Below are 15,203 nucleotides of genomic sequence, written 5' to 3'. Positions count from 1 at the left end.
ATTGCTAAATCTAATAAGACTATTGCTAGCCTTTTACATGTTTAATAGAATTCTTTTTTGAGTTTTGGTGTTGTACAGCACTATTAAAATTTATACTACCTTGTTAAGCTGTTTTCTGTTTTGCTTTTGTGAGGTACTTAGGAGAGAAAAAATATGCAGTATTTAACACATGAAGAGGTTCATCATGAGTTGTTTAAACTTCTTTGCCAATTTGATTCCTTTGCGGTTGCGAATGGTTTGCGATATTCGTTGGATGCGGGAACGCTGCTTGGAGCTATTAGGCATAAAGGTTTTATTCCATGGGATGATGATGTGGATGTCGTGATGCCCCGTCCGGATTTTGAAAAAATGCTTGAGCTGTCGGATTCTATGCCCGTGAATATTAAAATGTTGAAACCCATTAGTGCTAACTTTCCGTATCCATTTGCAAAGTTTTGTAATAAAAATATTCGCTGTGTTGAAAATTATGGATTGGATGCGTTTGACGAATATCTTTGGGTAGACATATTTCCTCTGGACGGTGCTCCCGAAGATGAACGGCTTGCTCATAAACAATATATGAAAGCTAATAAATTGCTTAAACGGGCAACTCGGAAGATAGGGAATTCTACTGGTTGGAAGAAATACCCAAAAGAGATTTATCGGTGGATTAGTAAGCTAATGGTGGCAATGGGTATATTCCATTCTTCCAGGAGTGATTACGAAGAAGTAGAGCGCCTAGCTCGTAGCATTCCTTACGGGAATTCGGAGTATTGCCGTGGTTTATGCTGGGGGCCATATCCTGTTTCTTTTTATCATGTGAAAGATTTCGATTCTCCGATAAAGTTGAAATTCTGTAGCTATTCGTTCCTTAGTGTTGCACATTGGGATGAGGCTTTGACCGCAATGTATGGGGACTATATGCAGCTCCCTCCGGTTAAGCAACGTGAAACGCATGATCTTCATGCTTGGCGTGTCCAGTAAGAAGATTTCATTTTATTTAAGCTGAACGTTTATTACAGGCGCAAAGATCGGTTTTGATGCTATGGTTGTTTTGGATTTTAGATAACATTCGGTTTGTTGTGCATTTTCGTTTTTCAACTTTGATTGCGTGTGTGCGGCGTTCGATCATGTTGTTGGTGCGGATGAGTCTTCAGTGTTCCAATGGGGTATTCGGGCAGCTGGTGGTCCGTGGCTTCGGCGATGACTTCGCGCCTCCCGTCGTCTCCGATGCAGATGGCAATGAGAATGTTGACGTTCTCGATGCGTCCGCTCTACGAGCGTTTCAGCCATATCTCGTCCTATGAATGCGTACGGGAAGGTACGTTCCAACGCCTGTTTCGCTATGTGATGCCCTTGCAACTATCTTCAGGTCGTCACTCAGCGTCTGGGGTGGCAAGCGGTCGTCCCCAAACGTCTGTCTGATGTCGTTCGACCCGGCGCATGTTGGCTCCGCTGATGTACATCTCCATGAGTGCCGCTCGACGTTCGACTCGAGTGTACGGTAGCGCTGGATGACTGCCGATTTCGAACAGAGCCTTTTTCAGCTTGGGGATCCTGACGCCGGCCTTCCTTTCGTTGCTGCGTTCGTAACACGCGATGCCGGTGGCCTCGTCGGTCTCAGCGTTGAGGATCTCCGCAACTTTCGAGGAGATCCTCCGTTCGATGTCGGCCTTGAACTTGGGCTCGTCGACCTGTACGATTCTGTTAGAGGGTATGGTCCCCGTCTGCTTTTCAATCAGCGATTATTTGATTTGGTGATTGAAAATCGTACACAAGCAGTGCCACACCTCTATCAAATCCCAAAACCCAAAGTACGCAAACTACCGGACGCTACTGGATTCCAAGCTTTCTTTCTCTGTCCTTGATTGGTAAGAAAACTGAGTTACTATATTCAAGAATCGCTACTGATTATTGAATATTTACGTTACTGTTTTGGCGGATAGTGAGAACACTGAAATAGCTGCGAATGATGAGCATTAGCGCTTCGGTGCATGAACGTAAAACGGCAACGGCAGTAATAGAAAAATAACCGCTAAAGCCAAGAAATATCAGACCGATCATATGGAACAGTGCCGCAACAATTGTCGAGCAAGTCAGCTCTTTAATTTTTCCTACCGCAGCAAGGAAGGGGAAACCTATGAGCATTCCTGGGAATGAGAGCCACAAGACTGGGGTGAGCTGTGCGATAACATAGCTTCCACTCAGATACTGTTTGCCGCCGAGAATGAGCATGATAAGTTTCGAGCATAGGGCAAAAAGAACTGAGCCGATAGTCACAACTACCATGCCATAGTACAGGAATCTCTTCAATAGCTTGATATCATGTGATTTTACAATATGCGGATATAGCGTATTTATTATTGGATCATACAAAGACTGTACGGCTGTGATTGCAGTCATCGCCAATGACCAATACGAGATTTGTACAGGATCGGCGACATATATACCAATCATCATAGTGGTAAAAGCATTGAAAACTGTAGTTGCTGCGTTCGATAAGAAGAAGATGGTTGATTCTTTGAAGTTCAACCATATGAAGCTAAAATGAACTTTGACGAAATGAATGGAACGGACTCTAAGCACATTATCCCAAGACCAGATAAAGGCTATGAGTGAAGCCACACCTTCGAAAACAGGGACTAACAGTAAATCTGATGGTTTATGGATAAGAGTGAATATTAACAATGTTGAGACAGTTTGTGAACCCACAAAACGCTGAGTTATGATGCTCATATCTTCCAGACCTTGAAAGACGAAGTCTGGAAGTGAAGCTTTGAGACAAATGCCTAAATAAGCAATAATGACATATAAGGTATTGGATTTGAGAATAGGCATAAATGGCATAATGCAGAAAAGAATTATTGCACCCGCGATGCAGAGAAGTCCTCGAAGAATAACAATAGCTGAAGTATATTGGCGTAATTCTACGATGTCATCGGTTTTTTCTGCTATTGATTTCGTTCCTGAAAGAGTAAAACCGTAATCAAGGAACACCAGCATAAAATTCATAACAGCAAGCACGTAAGCACGTACAGCATATTGATGAGGTCCCAATACGCGGGTGAGATATGGCAGCGTTATGAGCGGGAATAGGTATTTGGCTATTTGTAGCCCATATTGCGATATAATATTCTTCCGCATGTTGTTCATAATTAGTTGCCAAATACACTAAAGTTATTTCTTAGATAAATGCATAACCTCATTGGACATTTCCTCCGCTGTTTTCGTGATTTACCTGAGATAATCGTATCTATACGGTGGTACGGGAGAGATCTTTGAGGATAATCAATGAACGTTATTCGCATATTTCATTTGTTAAGAGTCTACTGAGATGTAGTCTGTTTGTTGTTTTAATAGAATTGTGACGGCTAACAAACTACACTTGCTTCAATTTGTAGAACGTCAATTCAATCAGTAGGAGAAGATTTGTAATGTTTCTTGGTTGAATGAAGGATCTTCAGGCTATTTGCTTCTTTCTACCGTGAAACAGCTCGTTCCAGTCCGAAGCTGCTAGCGTCGTGCCGCCGAGAATCACTAGGCAGAGCAGGACCGTCGTTACGCTTGGTACAGTTCCTTGTAGGAGGAATGCAAAAAGTACCGCCCACGCAGAATAGGCAATGTTGAGCGTCATCGATTTTGAAGCCCCAATAACGGTGATGGCCTTGTAGTAGAACAGATATGATGCTGTTCCGGCAACGGCGGCTCCAAGAATAACGGCTGCTGAAACGTGTGTTATTGCACGTGCGCTCAGGCCCCACGCGCTGAACAATGGTACGACGATGATGGCGTATGTAACGGCTGATGTGGTCTCCCTGATTTGGAAGGCACTATCGTCATCAACGGAATCGTCTCGCATGCCCCATGCGCACAGCACGGCCTCGGATCCCCACCCCACGACAGTGATCAAGGCACCTATCAGGCCGAGTATAGGATTGGTCAGCTTTGTGTCGCCTGACGAGATGAAACCTGCTGCCATGACGCCGACAAGGGCCACCAGAAGTGCTACGACTTGGCCTTTGTGCATTCTTTCCTTGAGAACCACAAACGACAAGGCAGCTCCGAATGCCGGGAAGCAAGCCGTGATGATGGCGGTGTATCCCGCTCCGATATTGTTGATGGCGATAAGGTAGCCTGTCATGCCGATTGGCCCGCCTAGCAATCCGCCCAGCAATACTACGAGTCCGCTGCGGGTTTTGAGTGCGCGCCATGTTGCGCCCAGACGTTTACGGACACCCATATAGATGACAAGTAATATGGCGCAAAATGCATCATGGATAAAGGCTCCTGCTATGGCAACGGCCGATGCGTTTTGACCTGGAGCCGAAAATGGCAACATAGCAAGTGCAATGCCAAGGACAACGGTATCGAACCCCCATAAAAGACCAGCAGCTACACCAAATTTCATGATTCTTCTTTCTCCTCGTACAGCGCCAGTGTACGGTCAAGATATGTGTTGGCGTAACGGAAATAGATGTAAGGCCATTCATCCAACACATGGCCTTCGGCCTCCATGGCCAGCGCCCACAGGTACCAGCACCAACCAGCGAGCTCGATATGGGCGTAGTTGTGGCAACGTTCGTTGTGTGTCGGGGTCCGTCCGAAATATGCTGTCAACGCGGCGTCGATCTCATTCTGCTCAAGTTGTCCGCATACGCAGAATGTACCGAAGTCGTTAGCGTAGTCGCCCATGCCGGCAAATTCCCAATCGATGACCGAGTAATTGCCGTTCTTGTCAATCAGGAAATTCAGAGGCAGGAAGTCGTTGTGGCATAGGCATACCGGAGCGTTGTCGGCGCGGACATGTTCTTCGAGGCGCTCTACGCGAGTGGCCATCTCCTCGAAACCGGGGATGTCAATAGGACCCTTCTTGCGTAGCAATCCTTCGTAACGTTTGGCGTCCGTATAGAAGTTGAATTGCTGCTCGACGGTTGCACCGCTTTCGTGAAGCTTGCGTGCTATCTGCATGGCGTGTACCACTTGATCTGGATTGTGCGGGTCGACGTTACGCGCGTGATCGACGAAATGTGTGATTTTCCAACCGAGGTCAGGATCTTCGTGGATGAATGTGGGGTCGAGGCCTACTCGTTTGGCGGCCTCTTCGGCTTCTACTTCAGCGCGGCGGTTGATCATCTCTTCCGTGCCTGCACCTGGATGGCGGTAGACGTATTCGCCGCTGTTGGTTGAGAAGTGGCATGAGAGGTTGGTCAGTCCCTGCTTCAATGGATAGACGTCGTGGATTTCTTCTTTGTTGCAGTGCAGCACCTGTTCGATGTTGTCGAAGATATCCATGTCGACGTTCTGCAGGAAGTTTGGGTCGAAGGCTCGTACTTGGTCGAGTGAGTCGAATTCGTGAATGGTGCCGCTTTTGTATGGACGCAGCTCCATATCGAGTTCCTTGATGTGGTCGATATAGAGTGTCTCCCAGAGTTTGTCGCGAGTCTCGGGCAGGTCGTGTTCGGCTTCGAGGATGGCGCGGAACTTCTTCGAGAATGCCCGGTCGAAGTAGGCGTGGCCGATCATGTACCACGCATCGGAACCGCCGACCGTAACTGAGGTGATGCGGTCGTGCGCGCCTGTGGTCATGCACCATTCATCGGTTTGGCCTTTGGAATATTCGGCGGCGTAGTAGGCTTTCCATACGTATGGTTCGAATGGGTTTTCGGTGAAGTAGTCGTCGGAGGAGCAGATATAGGTATTGGCAAGTTTGTCACGTACGAGCCACAGCGACCCGTTGTTGTTACGCGTCGCATAGTCATCGTTGACCGCGATAGATACGCCGAATTTTTGTTCGAGGTAGAAGAAGAACTCCTTCTTATAGCCCACCACGACGGTGATGTCGTCGATGCCAGCTTCCTGCAACTGCCTGATCTGGCGTTCGACGAGGATCTCGCCCCGCACCTTCATCAGACCTTTGGGCTTTTCGTAGGAGATCGGTGCGAAGCGCGATGACAGCCCTGCCGCCATGATGATGGCGTTGTCCACCTTGTAGGGAGCGAGGGCTTCGAGGCCGGCAGGCGTGATGTTAGAGTCTGCGATGTAATTTGCATCGGCTAGTTCGCTTATGGCGGTGTTCACACTTCCTAAGGAAAGACCAGTCGCCGATGCAACCAGACGTTGCTGCGCATTCGGATGGGATTGCAAATATATGAGGGTTGAAAACTGCTTCTTTGACAGCACAGGGTCCTACTTTCTTGTATGCACGAACGCTCAAAATCATACCATGCTAGCATGAAAATGAACATTTTGAATATTCTATTGTCAAAACGAGGCTTTTTTGTACAGAGCGAGAGTGCGATCAAGATATGTCGTGGCATAGTGAAAATAGATATATAGCCACTGATTCACAAAATCGCCTTGCGCCTGCTTAACCAGCGACCATAGATACCAGCACCAGCCGGCCAATTCGATATGTGCGTAGTTGTGGCGTCGCTCAGCGAGGGTTGGTGTGCGGCCGAAGTACGCGGCTAATGCGGCGTCGACTTCATCTTCGTCAAGCTGGTCGCTGACGCAGAATGTGCCGAAATCATTGGCGTAGTCGCTCATGCCAGCGTATTCCCAGTCAATCAGAGAGTATGAGTTGTTCTTGTCGATGAGGAAATTGAGGGAGAAAAAGTCGTTGTGGCACAGGCATACTGGAGTGTTGTCGGCGCGGACATATGCTTCAAGGTGTGCTACTTTTGCGGCTATCTGGTCAAAACCCGGAATCTCAATCGGACCTTTTTGGAGTAATATTTTTTCATAACGCTTGGCCTCTTCATAGAAGTCGAACTTGCGTTTGACCTGCACACCGCTTTCGTGCAGGGCGCGTGCCATCTGCATGGCACGGTTGACTTGAGTAGGATCGTGTGAATCAAGGCTACGTGCGTGATCGACAAAATGCGATATCTTCCAGCCACTTTTAGAATCTTCGTAGATAAACGTGTTGTCGAGGCTGAGTTGCTTGGCTGTCTTGAGTGCCGCCGCTTCGGCATCACGGTCAACCAGTAAATCCGTGCCGACTCCTGGATGGCGGTAGACGTATTCGCCGCTGTTGGTTGAGAAGTGGCATGAGAGGTTGGTCAGTCCCTGCTTCAATGGATAGACGTCGTGGATTTCTTCTTTGTTGCAGTGCAGCACCTGTTCGATGTTGTCGAAGATGTCCGTGTCGACGTTCTGTAGGAAGTTTGGGTCGAAGGCTCGTACTTGGTCGAGTGAGTCGAATTCGTGGATGGTGCCGTTTCCATAACGACGCAGCTCCATATCGAGCTCTTTGATGTGTTCGGCATAGAGTGCTTCCCAAAGTTTGTCGGCGGTTTCGGGCAGGTCGTGCTCGGTCTCGAGAATATCGCGGAAGCGTTTTGAAAACGTTCGATCGAAGTAGGCGTGGCCAATCATATACCACGAGTTGGAGCCTTCCGTTTCAACGGATATGATGCGCCCGTGGGCGCCCGTGGTCATGCACCATTCCTTGGTGGGGCCTTCGGAATACTGGGCGGCGTAATAGGCCTTCCACACGTAGGGTTCGAAGGGGTTTTCGGTGAAGTAGTCGTCGGAAGAGCAGATGTAGGTGTTGGAGAGTCGGTCGCGTACCAGCCACAGCGACCCGTTGTTGTTGCGCGTCGCGTACTCGTTGTTGACGACGATGGAGACGCCGAACTTCTGTTCGAGGTAGAAGAAGAACTCCTTCTTGTAGCCCACCACAACGCTGATGTCGTGGATGCCGGCCGCTTGCAGCTGCCTGATCTGGCGTTCGATGAGGATCTCGCCCCGCACCTTCATCAGTCCTTTGGGCTTCTCGTAGGAGATAGGTGCGAACCTCGACGAGAGACCCGCCGCTAGAATAACGGCGTTGTCCACCTTGTAAGGAACAAGAGCGTCGGTGCCTGCCGATGTGACATGAGAGTTTTTAACGAAGCCTCGGTCCGTAAGCTCGCTTATGGCTGTGTTGACGCTGCCCAACGAAAGGCCGGTTATCTCTGCGATAAGACGCTGCTGCGCGTAGGGATGTGCCTGTAAATATGTAAGAGTCGAGAATTGCTTCTTGGATAGCACTTGGTCCTACTTTCTTTCAAACACCTCAATGTTCAATTATCTTACAACGTCCACAAGAAATGAACGTCGGGGTGCAATAAAAGCGTATCTAAATTTCTATCTGTCCCCTTGGTATTTAGACTTACATTACTTCTTCTAGACTTAGTATTATGGATAAATTTGAACAGACGACGATGGTCGCGAATTTCGACTCTATGGAACAGTTGAAGCAGTGGATGCGGATTTCCGATTCGTTGAAGATACCTGCCAACGGGGTATTGAACGGCGAGGCGGGCAAGATATCCGATTCTGAAGCGTCGAAACAAGCTCAACTCGCTAACGGACTATGGTCACAATCGGCCGGTAAAAGCAATTGTGAGAGGTTTCTGAACAGTTATCCGCAGTTCGCCTCTTGCTTTGCCGGCATCATCCGTACGGCGTATCTGTATGCGCCTAGGATTGTCGTCACTGTTGCCGATCTTTTTGACGGAGTGTTCTTTGTTGCGCTTGGGCCGAAAGCGGTTAACGGCATACTCGGAACCTCTTATAAGGACGGCGCGAAGCTGGTGGTTTCCGGAATGGAACACACTCTTGAACAAAGTCTGGTTTCATTTATTGCCGGGCCTGAAAATCGCAAGAATACGGATACGCAGGAAGGCGCCAGTAAAGCTGCAAAAATCCAAACCAAGGAGAAGACCTATTGTACGTTGGATGGCAGGTTGATCGGGCTGTCACCTGAATTTAAGGGGGCTTCGCTGGGGTGGGGAACCCATCTTAGTGCCAGATCAGTGAATCCGGATGAATCTCAAGTGTGTGATTTAGTGCAAAAACAAAAGGTGTGTGGCGAAACGGGGATAGGCTCCGGGGCGGTTGCCCGCACATTGGTTGGTGCGCTCCTGAAGACTCTGAGTATACAGGATTCCATTCGATCAAAACAATCCGGGATATCCATAGAGGATGCGCAAGCCCTTTACGGTGGCAAAACCCGTGCCTTGCAATGGTTCGATTTTCTGGCAATGCGCTGGCAGGAATGGCTTGATGCCGAAAAACGTGGGGAAATTATTTATCAGGAGCAAAAGAACCATCAGTTTGCAGAAAGATTCAAGAACGTGGTTCAATCCGCTCCGGTTCAAGAGGCTGCTAAAGGCTTTGTCTATGACGCGGATTCCTACGATGACGTTGGTGTAAAGATACCTGTTCTACCCAAAGATGTGAAAAAACGAAAGGCCGTTACCGATTGGATTTCCGAGTACGATTCTGATAAAAGGCGAGCGGTGACGGCGCGAATAGTGGTCGAAAACAATATATGCGCTCGCAGTCAGGCGCTGGAGCTTTTCAAGGATATTTACGAAAACGGTGACGGCACCAAAAACGAAAAAAATAAAGACGAAAAGCATAAGGAACAGAAATGGTTTGAGGGTTGGTATGAATACATCTATCAGAAAGCCATGGCTGACCATATTGGCGAATGTCTGAAAGCCGATGTTCAAGAAGCGCCGCAACGTGAACTTAATAGAGCTCAAACCGTTACTGGTAATGGGAAGGCAAACAAAAGCGATGATTCAGCGACAACACAAGAGCGTGAAGAGAGCCAATTCGGAGACGGCTTTTGCAATCTGATTTACGTCAGCAACAAAGAAGAGCGACCTCGGGAACAAAATGTTTCCTTCGTCGACAAGACTTGGAAAAATATCAAAAAAGGCGCTTGTGTTGCATGGTGCTGGTCAAAACGTCGTTTGGGATGGAAAACGATTCCCGAAGACATCGATACCGACGATCTTGACGGGCAAATCTATGTGGATAACTGTTTCCTCGATCGTGTCAGGGAATTGGCCAGGAAGGCTTCTAAGAGTATGGACAATGCAGAAAAAGGCGCGAACGGCAAAAATACAGAGAACGGTGGAGAAACCCAGACGAATGGTATTCATACCCTGTTCGGACCGGTAACGGACACGCTTCGTCACATGCCACATAGCAAGTTCCAAACATTCTGTTACGAATCGCGTGGGGCGATTGAAAGGTGGCGATTGAACGGCGCCGACAAGGGGAATACCCGTGATGTCGGGTACTGTATTCTGCAAGCCTGCAGTCAGCATACGCTTTCCAGTCAGGATATGGGGTTGAAGGAGGACACGGCGCTTGCATTGGTGCTTGCTCTTGTGGCAGTGCTGATTGATCTGGTTTTGCCTGGCAACGCGTTGCCTCTGGTCTTGATGGTTTTTCTTTCGTGGATTATTTCTACGCTTCCCAGTTTTATTAATCTTCATCGGTGGAAGAAAGAAGTGCAATCCAGCGGGGAAACGGTTCTTATCGATGGGTGATTAAATATGGGATCCGTCAATTTTTACCCGCCATGTCGAAAATAGTATGGCAATGTGTATTCCGCTATTCTTGTGATAAACATTATTATCCATGCATAGGTTGTGTGTTCAGAGGTATCTAGGATATGGAGGCTTGAATATGTCAGGAAAATCTGAGGTAAACGATGACGTATTCAGGGTTGAGGACGGCGAGGCGCCCCTCAAATTGAGTAACGAACGTCAGGTTTTCCGCGAGCAGGGCGGTGCGGATTTCACTGTGACGGCGGTGGGCGCCGTGGCCAAGCGGACCGGCGAAAAGATGACCCTCCATTTCGCTTCGGTCAAGGACGACCGGCCGGGAGCCGTGTGCGTTGCGGTAATCAAAGCTGCAGAAGGCCCTGACTTCGAGGACCGTTACCTTGTTGCACGTCACTGGCGGGCTTCGGTGGGACAGTGGGAGTGGGAGTTTCCGCGCGGTATGGGCGAGCCGGGCGAGACGATCGAGGAGACCTCGGTGCGCGAACTGCACGAAGAGACCGGGATTTCCTCCGATGTCGGGCAGATTCGGTTTTTGCAGATCATCCATGCTGATGCCGGCGTATTGCGAGACAATATCGCGGTCACTGCTGTTGAGTTTTCCAGTGACGAAGAGCGTCGGGAAGCCTTGGCCAAGGTGCCGGCAGAAAGCGGTGATGTGGAAAAAGTACCGGAGGAAAGCGGTGACGGCGGGCGTTCGCCGTCGTATGCTCGGCGAACGGAAACGGATTGCCGGCCTGGAATCGATTGGGAGCTTTCGCATATGCGCTGGGTCGCCGAGTCCGATCTCAAACGCTATATCGCGCAAGGCGGCATCGTGGACGGGATTACCTTGTCGTCGTTCTTCCTGTATTTATTGCGTCGGTGAATTCGTCGTGTGTTATCTGTTGCCGGCACGGAGCAGCTCGTTCCAATCCGAGGCTGCGAGGATGGTGCCGACGAGGATAAGCAGGCAGAGTATTATCGTCGCGACGTTTGGTTTGGCGTCTTGCAGGACGAATCCGAAGATGATGGCCCATGCGGAGTATGAGATGTTGAGGGCCATCGCGCGCGCGGCCCCGATGACCTCGATGCTTTTGTAGTAGCACAGGTACGACGCCGTTCCTGCGAGCGCGGCGAGGAGGATGACGGCGGTGGGGAGGTGTGGTATCGCGTGTGCGGTGAATTTCCACGCTCCGAACAGGGGCAGGGCGATCAGGGCGTAGGCGATTGCCGAGGTGGTTTCCCTGATCTGCAGGGCGGTGTCGTTGCTGACGGCGTTGTCGCGCATACCCCAGGCGCATAGCACGGCTTCGGACCCCCAGCCTACGACCGCAAGTATGGAGCCGATGAGGCCGGTTACAGGGTTCGCCAGTGTTGAATCTCCAGAGGAAAGGAAGCCGACGGCCATGACTCCGGCGAGGGCGACCAGCAGCGCGCAGATCTGCCCTTTGCTCATACGTTCTTTAAAGGTTACGTACGACAGTGCGGCTCCGAATGCGGGGTAGCACGCGGTGATGATGGCGGTGTAGCCTGCACCGATGTTGTTGATGGCGATGAGGTAGCCCGTCATGCCGATGGGGCCGCCGAGCAGGGCACCTGCCATGACCGCGAGCCCGCTGTGGGTTTTGAGGGCTTTTATCGTGGCACTCAGGCGCCCGCGTGCTCCCATATAGACGAGTAGCCATACGGCGCAGAGCGCGTCGTGGAGGAAGGCGCCGGCTATGGCGACTGCGGACGCGCTCTGGGACGGATCGGAGAACGGGAGCATGGTGAGTGCTATGCCGAGAACGACGGTGTCGAGGCCCCAGAGCAGGCCGCTGAATACGCCGAATCTCACGAGGCGTCCTTCTCGTAGAGGGCCAGCGTGCGGTCGAGGTATGCGGCGGCGTAGCGGTAGTAGATGTAGAGCCATTGGTCCACGAAGTCGCCTTGGGCCTGCTTGACCAGCGACCAAAGGTACCAGCACCAGCCGGCCAGTTGGATGTGCGCGTAGTTGTGGCGCTGTTCTGCTAGTGTCGGTGTGCGGCCGAAGTAGGCGGCCAGGGCGGCGTCGGCCTCGTTTTCGTCGAGCTGGTCGCAGACGCAGAAGGTGCCGAAGTCGTTGGCGTAGTCGCTCATGCCGGCGTATTCCCAGTCGATTAGCGAGTACGAGCCGTCTTCGTCGATGAGGAAGTTGAGGGAGAAGAGGTCGTTGTGGCAGAGGCATTTCGGGGCGTTGTCGGCGGTCACATATTGCTCCAAGCGTGCCACTTTTACGGCCATCTCTTCGAAGCCGGGGATATCGATGGGTCCCTTCTGGCGCAGGAGTTGTTCATAGCGTCTGGCTTCCTTGTAGAAATCGAACTCGCGTCTGACCGTCGTACCGCTCTCATGCAGTGTCCTCGCCATCCGCATGGCGCGGCCGACTTGGGCGTGATCCCTTGAATCGAGGTTGCATGCGTGGTCGATGAACCGTGAGATCTTCCAGCCGCGTTTGGGGTCCTCGTAGATGAAGGTGTTGTCGAGGCCGAGCCGTTTGGCGGCGTTGAGCGCGTCGACCTCGGCGCCGCGGTCGACCAGAAGCTCCGTGCCCACCCCCGGGTGGCGGTAGACGTATTCGCCGCTGTCGGTGGAGAAGTGGCACGAGAGGTTGGTCAGGCCTTGCTTGAGTGGGTAGACGTCGTGGATCTCCTCCCGGTCGCAGCCCAGCACACGTTCGATGTTGTCGAAGATATCCGTGTCGACGTTCTGCAGGAAATCCGGGTCGAAGGCGTGCACCTCGTCGAGCGAGTCGAATTCGTTGATGACGCCCTTCTTGTAGGGGCGCAGCTCCATGTCGAGCTCCTTGATGTGCTCGATGTAGAGCGACTCCCAGAGCTTGTCGCGAGTTTCGGGAAGGTCGTATTCTGCCTCGAGGATCGCGCGGAACTTCTTCGAGAAGGCGCGGTCGAAGTATACGTGGCCGAGCATGAACCACGAGTCTGAGCCTCCGACTTCTACCGAGGTGATGCGCCCGTGGGCACCGGTTGTCATGCACCATTCCTTGGTGGGGCCTTCGGAATACTGGGCGGCGTAATAGGCCTTCCACACGTACGTCTCGAAGGGGTTTTCGGTGAAGTAGTCGTCGGAAGAGCAGATGTAGGTGTTGGAGAGTCGGTCGCGTACCAGCCACAGCGACCCGTTGTTGTTGCGCGTCGCGTACTCGTTGTTGACGACGATGGAGACGCCGAACTTCTGTTCGAGGTAGAAGAAGAACTCCTTCTTGTAGCCCACCACGACGGTGATGTCGTGGATGCCGGCCGCTTGCAGCTGCCTGATCTGACGTTCGATGAGGATCTCCCCGCGTACCTTCAGAAGCCCTTTCGGCTTTTCGTACGAAATCGGCGCGAACCTGGACGACAGGCCCGCTGCCATGATGACGGCGTTGTCTACCTTGTACGGTGCAAGGGCTTCAATGCCAGCCGTGGTGATGCGAGAGTCGGCGACAAAACCCGCGTCAGTGAGTTCGCTCATGGCCTTGTTGACGCTGCCAAGCGAGAGCCCGGTCCCGGCCGCGATAAGACGCTGCTGCGCGTCCGAATGCGTCCGCAGATACGCAAGCGTCAAAAACTGCTTCCTCGACAACATAGCCGCCGCTTTCCTCTAACTATCGTGATGTTCAATTATTATATCACAATCTTTAAAATTGAACAACGATTGGCGTGATGATGTTTTCGCGGATTCATTTGACGGAGTTGGCCGTTTGGCGGTTTCACGGAAATCCAAGTTTTAGACTGGGATTTATGACTGAGGAAGTATTTCATCCTAGGAACATTATCGTGACCGGTGGCTGTGGGTTCATCGGTTCGAATTTCGTGCACTATGTGGCGGAACATCATCCGGAGACCCATGTCACCGTGCTTGACGCGCTGACCTACGCCGGCAATATCGAGAACATCGCCGGCCTGCCGGAAGACCAGGTCGAGTTCGTGCACGGCAACGTGTGCGACGCCGAGCTGCTCGACAGGATCGTGCCCGGCCACGACGCCATCGTGCATTACGCGGCCGAGTCGCACAACGACAACTCCATCATCGACCCTGAGCCGTTCATCCAGTCCAACATCGTGGGCACCTACCGCCTCTTGGAGGCGGCGCGCAAGTACGACGTGCGCTACCACCAGATCAGCACCGACGAGGTCTATGGCGACCTCGCGCTCGACGATCCGCACCGTTTCACCCCGGAGTCCCCGTACCGTCCGTCCAGCCCGTATTCGTCCTCCAAGGCCAGCGCCGACATGTTGGTGCGCGCCTGGCACCGCACCTACGGCCTCAAGACCACGATCTCGAACTGCTCCAACAACTACGGCCCCTACCAGCACGTGGAGAAGTTCATCCCGCGCCAGGTCACCAACATTCTTGACGGTATTCGCCCGAAGCTCTACGGCAACGGCCTCAACGTGCGCGACTGGATCCACACCGAGGACCATTCGAGCGCCGTATGGACCATCCTGACCAAGGGCAGGATCGGTGAGACCTACCTGATCGGCGCGGACGGCGAGCGCAACAACCTCGACGTGCTCCACGACATCCTGCGCGTGATGGGCCAGAGCGAGGATGCGTTCGACTGGGTGCGCGACCGTCCGGGCCACGACCGCCGCTACGCGATCGATCCGACCAAGCTGATGACCGAGCTGGGTTGGAAGCCGAAGCACACCGACTTCGCCGAAGGCCTCAAAGAGACCATCCAGTGGTACACCGACAACGAGAGCTGGTGGAGGCCCGCCAAGGCCGCCACCGAGGCCAAGTACAAGAAACAAGGCCAATAGGTTTGTCTCGATAACTGCTGTTTGGTTGTCTTGGCATAAAAGATTTGTGAGACATGGTTCCTAGGGCGATTTCGGCGTACGGAGTGTCGCGGAAACCTTAATTAAGTGG

11 protein-coding genes are annotated in these 15,203 nt (G+C 51.7%); 5 read left to right on the top strand and 6 right to left on the bottom strand.

Annotation, left to right across the window (positions count from 1 at the left end; genetic code table 11):
* The first annotated feature begins 153 nt into the window (after positions 1-153).
* Positions 154-963 carry a LicD family protein gene (locus OZX71_RS07365; RefSeq protein ID WP_277159850.1) on the top strand — a complete coding sequence of 270 codons (810 nt, stop codon included), beginning with the start codon at positions 154-156 and terminating at the stop codon, positions 961-963.
* A gap of 530 nt (positions 964-1,493) precedes the next feature.
* The gene (locus OZX71_RS07360) at positions 1,494-1,847 is read left to right on the top strand and encodes a hypothetical protein (protein ID WP_277159849.1); all 354 of its coding nucleotides are present in this window, start codon (positions 1,494-1,496) and stop codon (positions 1,845-1,847) included.
* Between the two features lie 43 nt (positions 1,848-1,890).
* On the opposite strand, the gene OZX71_RS07355 is transcribed toward OZX71_RS07360, so the two are convergent.
* The 4 genes from OZX71_RS07355 to OZX71_RS07340 form a co-directional block, all read right to left on the bottom strand.
* The gene (locus tag OZX71_RS07355; protein WP_277159848.1) at positions 1,891-3,123 is read right to left on the bottom strand and encodes an oligosaccharide flippase family protein; all 1,233 of its coding nucleotides are present in this window, start codon (positions 3,121-3,123) and stop codon (positions 1,891-1,893) included.
* A gap of 316 nt (positions 3,124-3,439) precedes the next feature.
* Complete coding sequence (locus OZX71_RS07350; protein WP_277159847.1) at positions 3,440-4,387, bottom strand: DMT family transporter; 948 nt, start codon at positions 4,385-4,387, stop codon at positions 3,440-3,442.
* A complete protein-coding gene (locus OZX71_RS07345; protein ID WP_277159846.1) occupies positions 4,384-6,159 on the bottom strand; it encodes a phosphotransferase in 1,776 nt (591 codons plus the stop codon). Before OZX71_RS07345 ends, OZX71_RS07350 begins: the two co-directional genes overlap by 4 nt.
* An 81-nt stretch (positions 6,160-6,240) precedes the next feature.
* Positions 6,241-8,013: a phosphotransferase gene (locus OZX71_RS07340; RefSeq protein ID WP_277159845.1), complete on the bottom strand. Its 1,773-nt coding sequence runs from the start codon at positions 8,011-8,013 to the stop codon at positions 6,241-6,243.
* A gap of 149 nt (positions 8,014-8,162) precedes the next feature.
* Between OZX71_RS07340 and OZX71_RS07335 the strand changes: the two genes are divergently transcribed.
* Both OZX71_RS07335 and OZX71_RS07330 read left to right on the top strand, forming a co-directional pair.
* Entirely contained in the window at positions 8,163-10,313 is a 2,151-nt protein-coding gene (locus OZX71_RS07335) for a hypothetical protein (protein ID WP_277159844.1), read from the top strand.
* A 139-nt stretch (positions 10,314-10,452) separates the two neighbouring features.
* Entirely contained in the window at positions 10,453-11,196 is a 744-nt protein-coding gene (locus OZX71_RS07330) for an NUDIX hydrolase (RefSeq protein ID WP_277146207.1), read from the top strand.
* 12 nt (positions 11,197-11,208) lie between these two features.
* On the opposite strand, the gene OZX71_RS07325 is transcribed toward OZX71_RS07330, so the two are convergent.
* Together OZX71_RS07325 and OZX71_RS07320 are read right to left on the bottom strand one after the other, a co-directional pair.
* Positions 11,209-12,147: a DMT family transporter gene (locus tag OZX71_RS07325; protein WP_277159843.1), complete on the bottom strand. Its 939-nt coding sequence runs from the start codon at positions 12,145-12,147 to the stop codon at positions 11,209-11,211.
* Positions 12,144-13,916 carry a phosphotransferase gene (locus OZX71_RS07320; RefSeq protein ID WP_277159842.1) on the bottom strand — a complete coding sequence of 591 codons (1,773 nt, stop codon included), beginning with the start codon at positions 13,914-13,916 and terminating at the stop codon, positions 12,144-12,146. The genes OZX71_RS07325 and OZX71_RS07320 overlap by 4 nt, the downstream gene beginning before the upstream one ends.
* A gap of 155 nt (positions 13,917-14,071) precedes the next feature.
* Between OZX71_RS07320 and rfbB the strand changes: the two genes are divergently transcribed.
* Positions 14,072-15,094 (top strand): dTDP-glucose 4,6-dehydratase, encoded by a 1,023-nt coding sequence (rfbB, locus tag OZX71_RS07315; protein WP_277159841.1) that lies wholly within the window; start codon positions 14,072-14,074, stop codon positions 15,092-15,094.
* The last annotated feature ends 109 nt before the right edge of the window (positions 15,095-15,203 follow it).

Source organism: Bifidobacterium sp. ESL0764, from assembly GCF_029395515.1.
In the GTDB taxonomy this organism is placed as follows: Bacteria; Actinomycetota; Actinomycetes; order Actinomycetales; family Bifidobacteriaceae; genus Bifidobacterium.
The sequence above is the reverse complement of the archived record's forward strand: the minus strand, read 5'-3'. Positions and strand labels throughout refer to the sequence as shown.

What these genes read in the sequence shown, in the direction of transcription:
- OZX71_RS07365 (WP_277159850.1), top strand. Translation starts at nt 154, where the DNA reads ATGCAGTATTTAACACATGAAGAGGTTCATCATGAGTTGTTTAAACTT.
- OZX71_RS07360 (WP_277159849.1), top strand. Translation starts at nt 1,494, where the DNA reads ATGACTGCCGATTTCGAACAGAGCCTTTTTCAGCTTGGGGATCCTGAC.
- OZX71_RS07355 (WP_277159848.1), bottom strand. Translation starts at nt 3,123, where the DNA reads ATGCGGAAGAATATTATATCGCAATATGGGCTACAAATAGCCAAATAC.
- OZX71_RS07350 (WP_277159847.1), bottom strand. Translation starts at nt 4,387, where the DNA reads ATGAAATTTGGTGTAGCTGCTGGTCTTTTATGGGGGTTCGATACCGTT.
- OZX71_RS07335 (WP_277159844.1), top strand. Translation starts at nt 8,163, where the DNA reads ATGGATAAATTTGAACAGACGACGATGGTCGCGAATTTCGACTCTATG.
- OZX71_RS07330 (WP_277146207.1), top strand. Translation starts at nt 10,453, where the DNA reads ATGTCAGGAAAATCTGAGGTAAACGATGACGTATTCAGGGTTGAGGAC.
- OZX71_RS07320 (WP_277159842.1), bottom strand. Translation starts at nt 13,916, where the DNA reads ATGTTGTCGAGGAAGCAGTTTTTGACGCTTGCGTATCTGCGGACGCAT.
- rfbB (WP_277159841.1), top strand. Translation starts at nt 14,072, where the DNA reads ATGACTGAGGAAGTATTTCATCCTAGGAACATTATCGTGACCGGTGGC.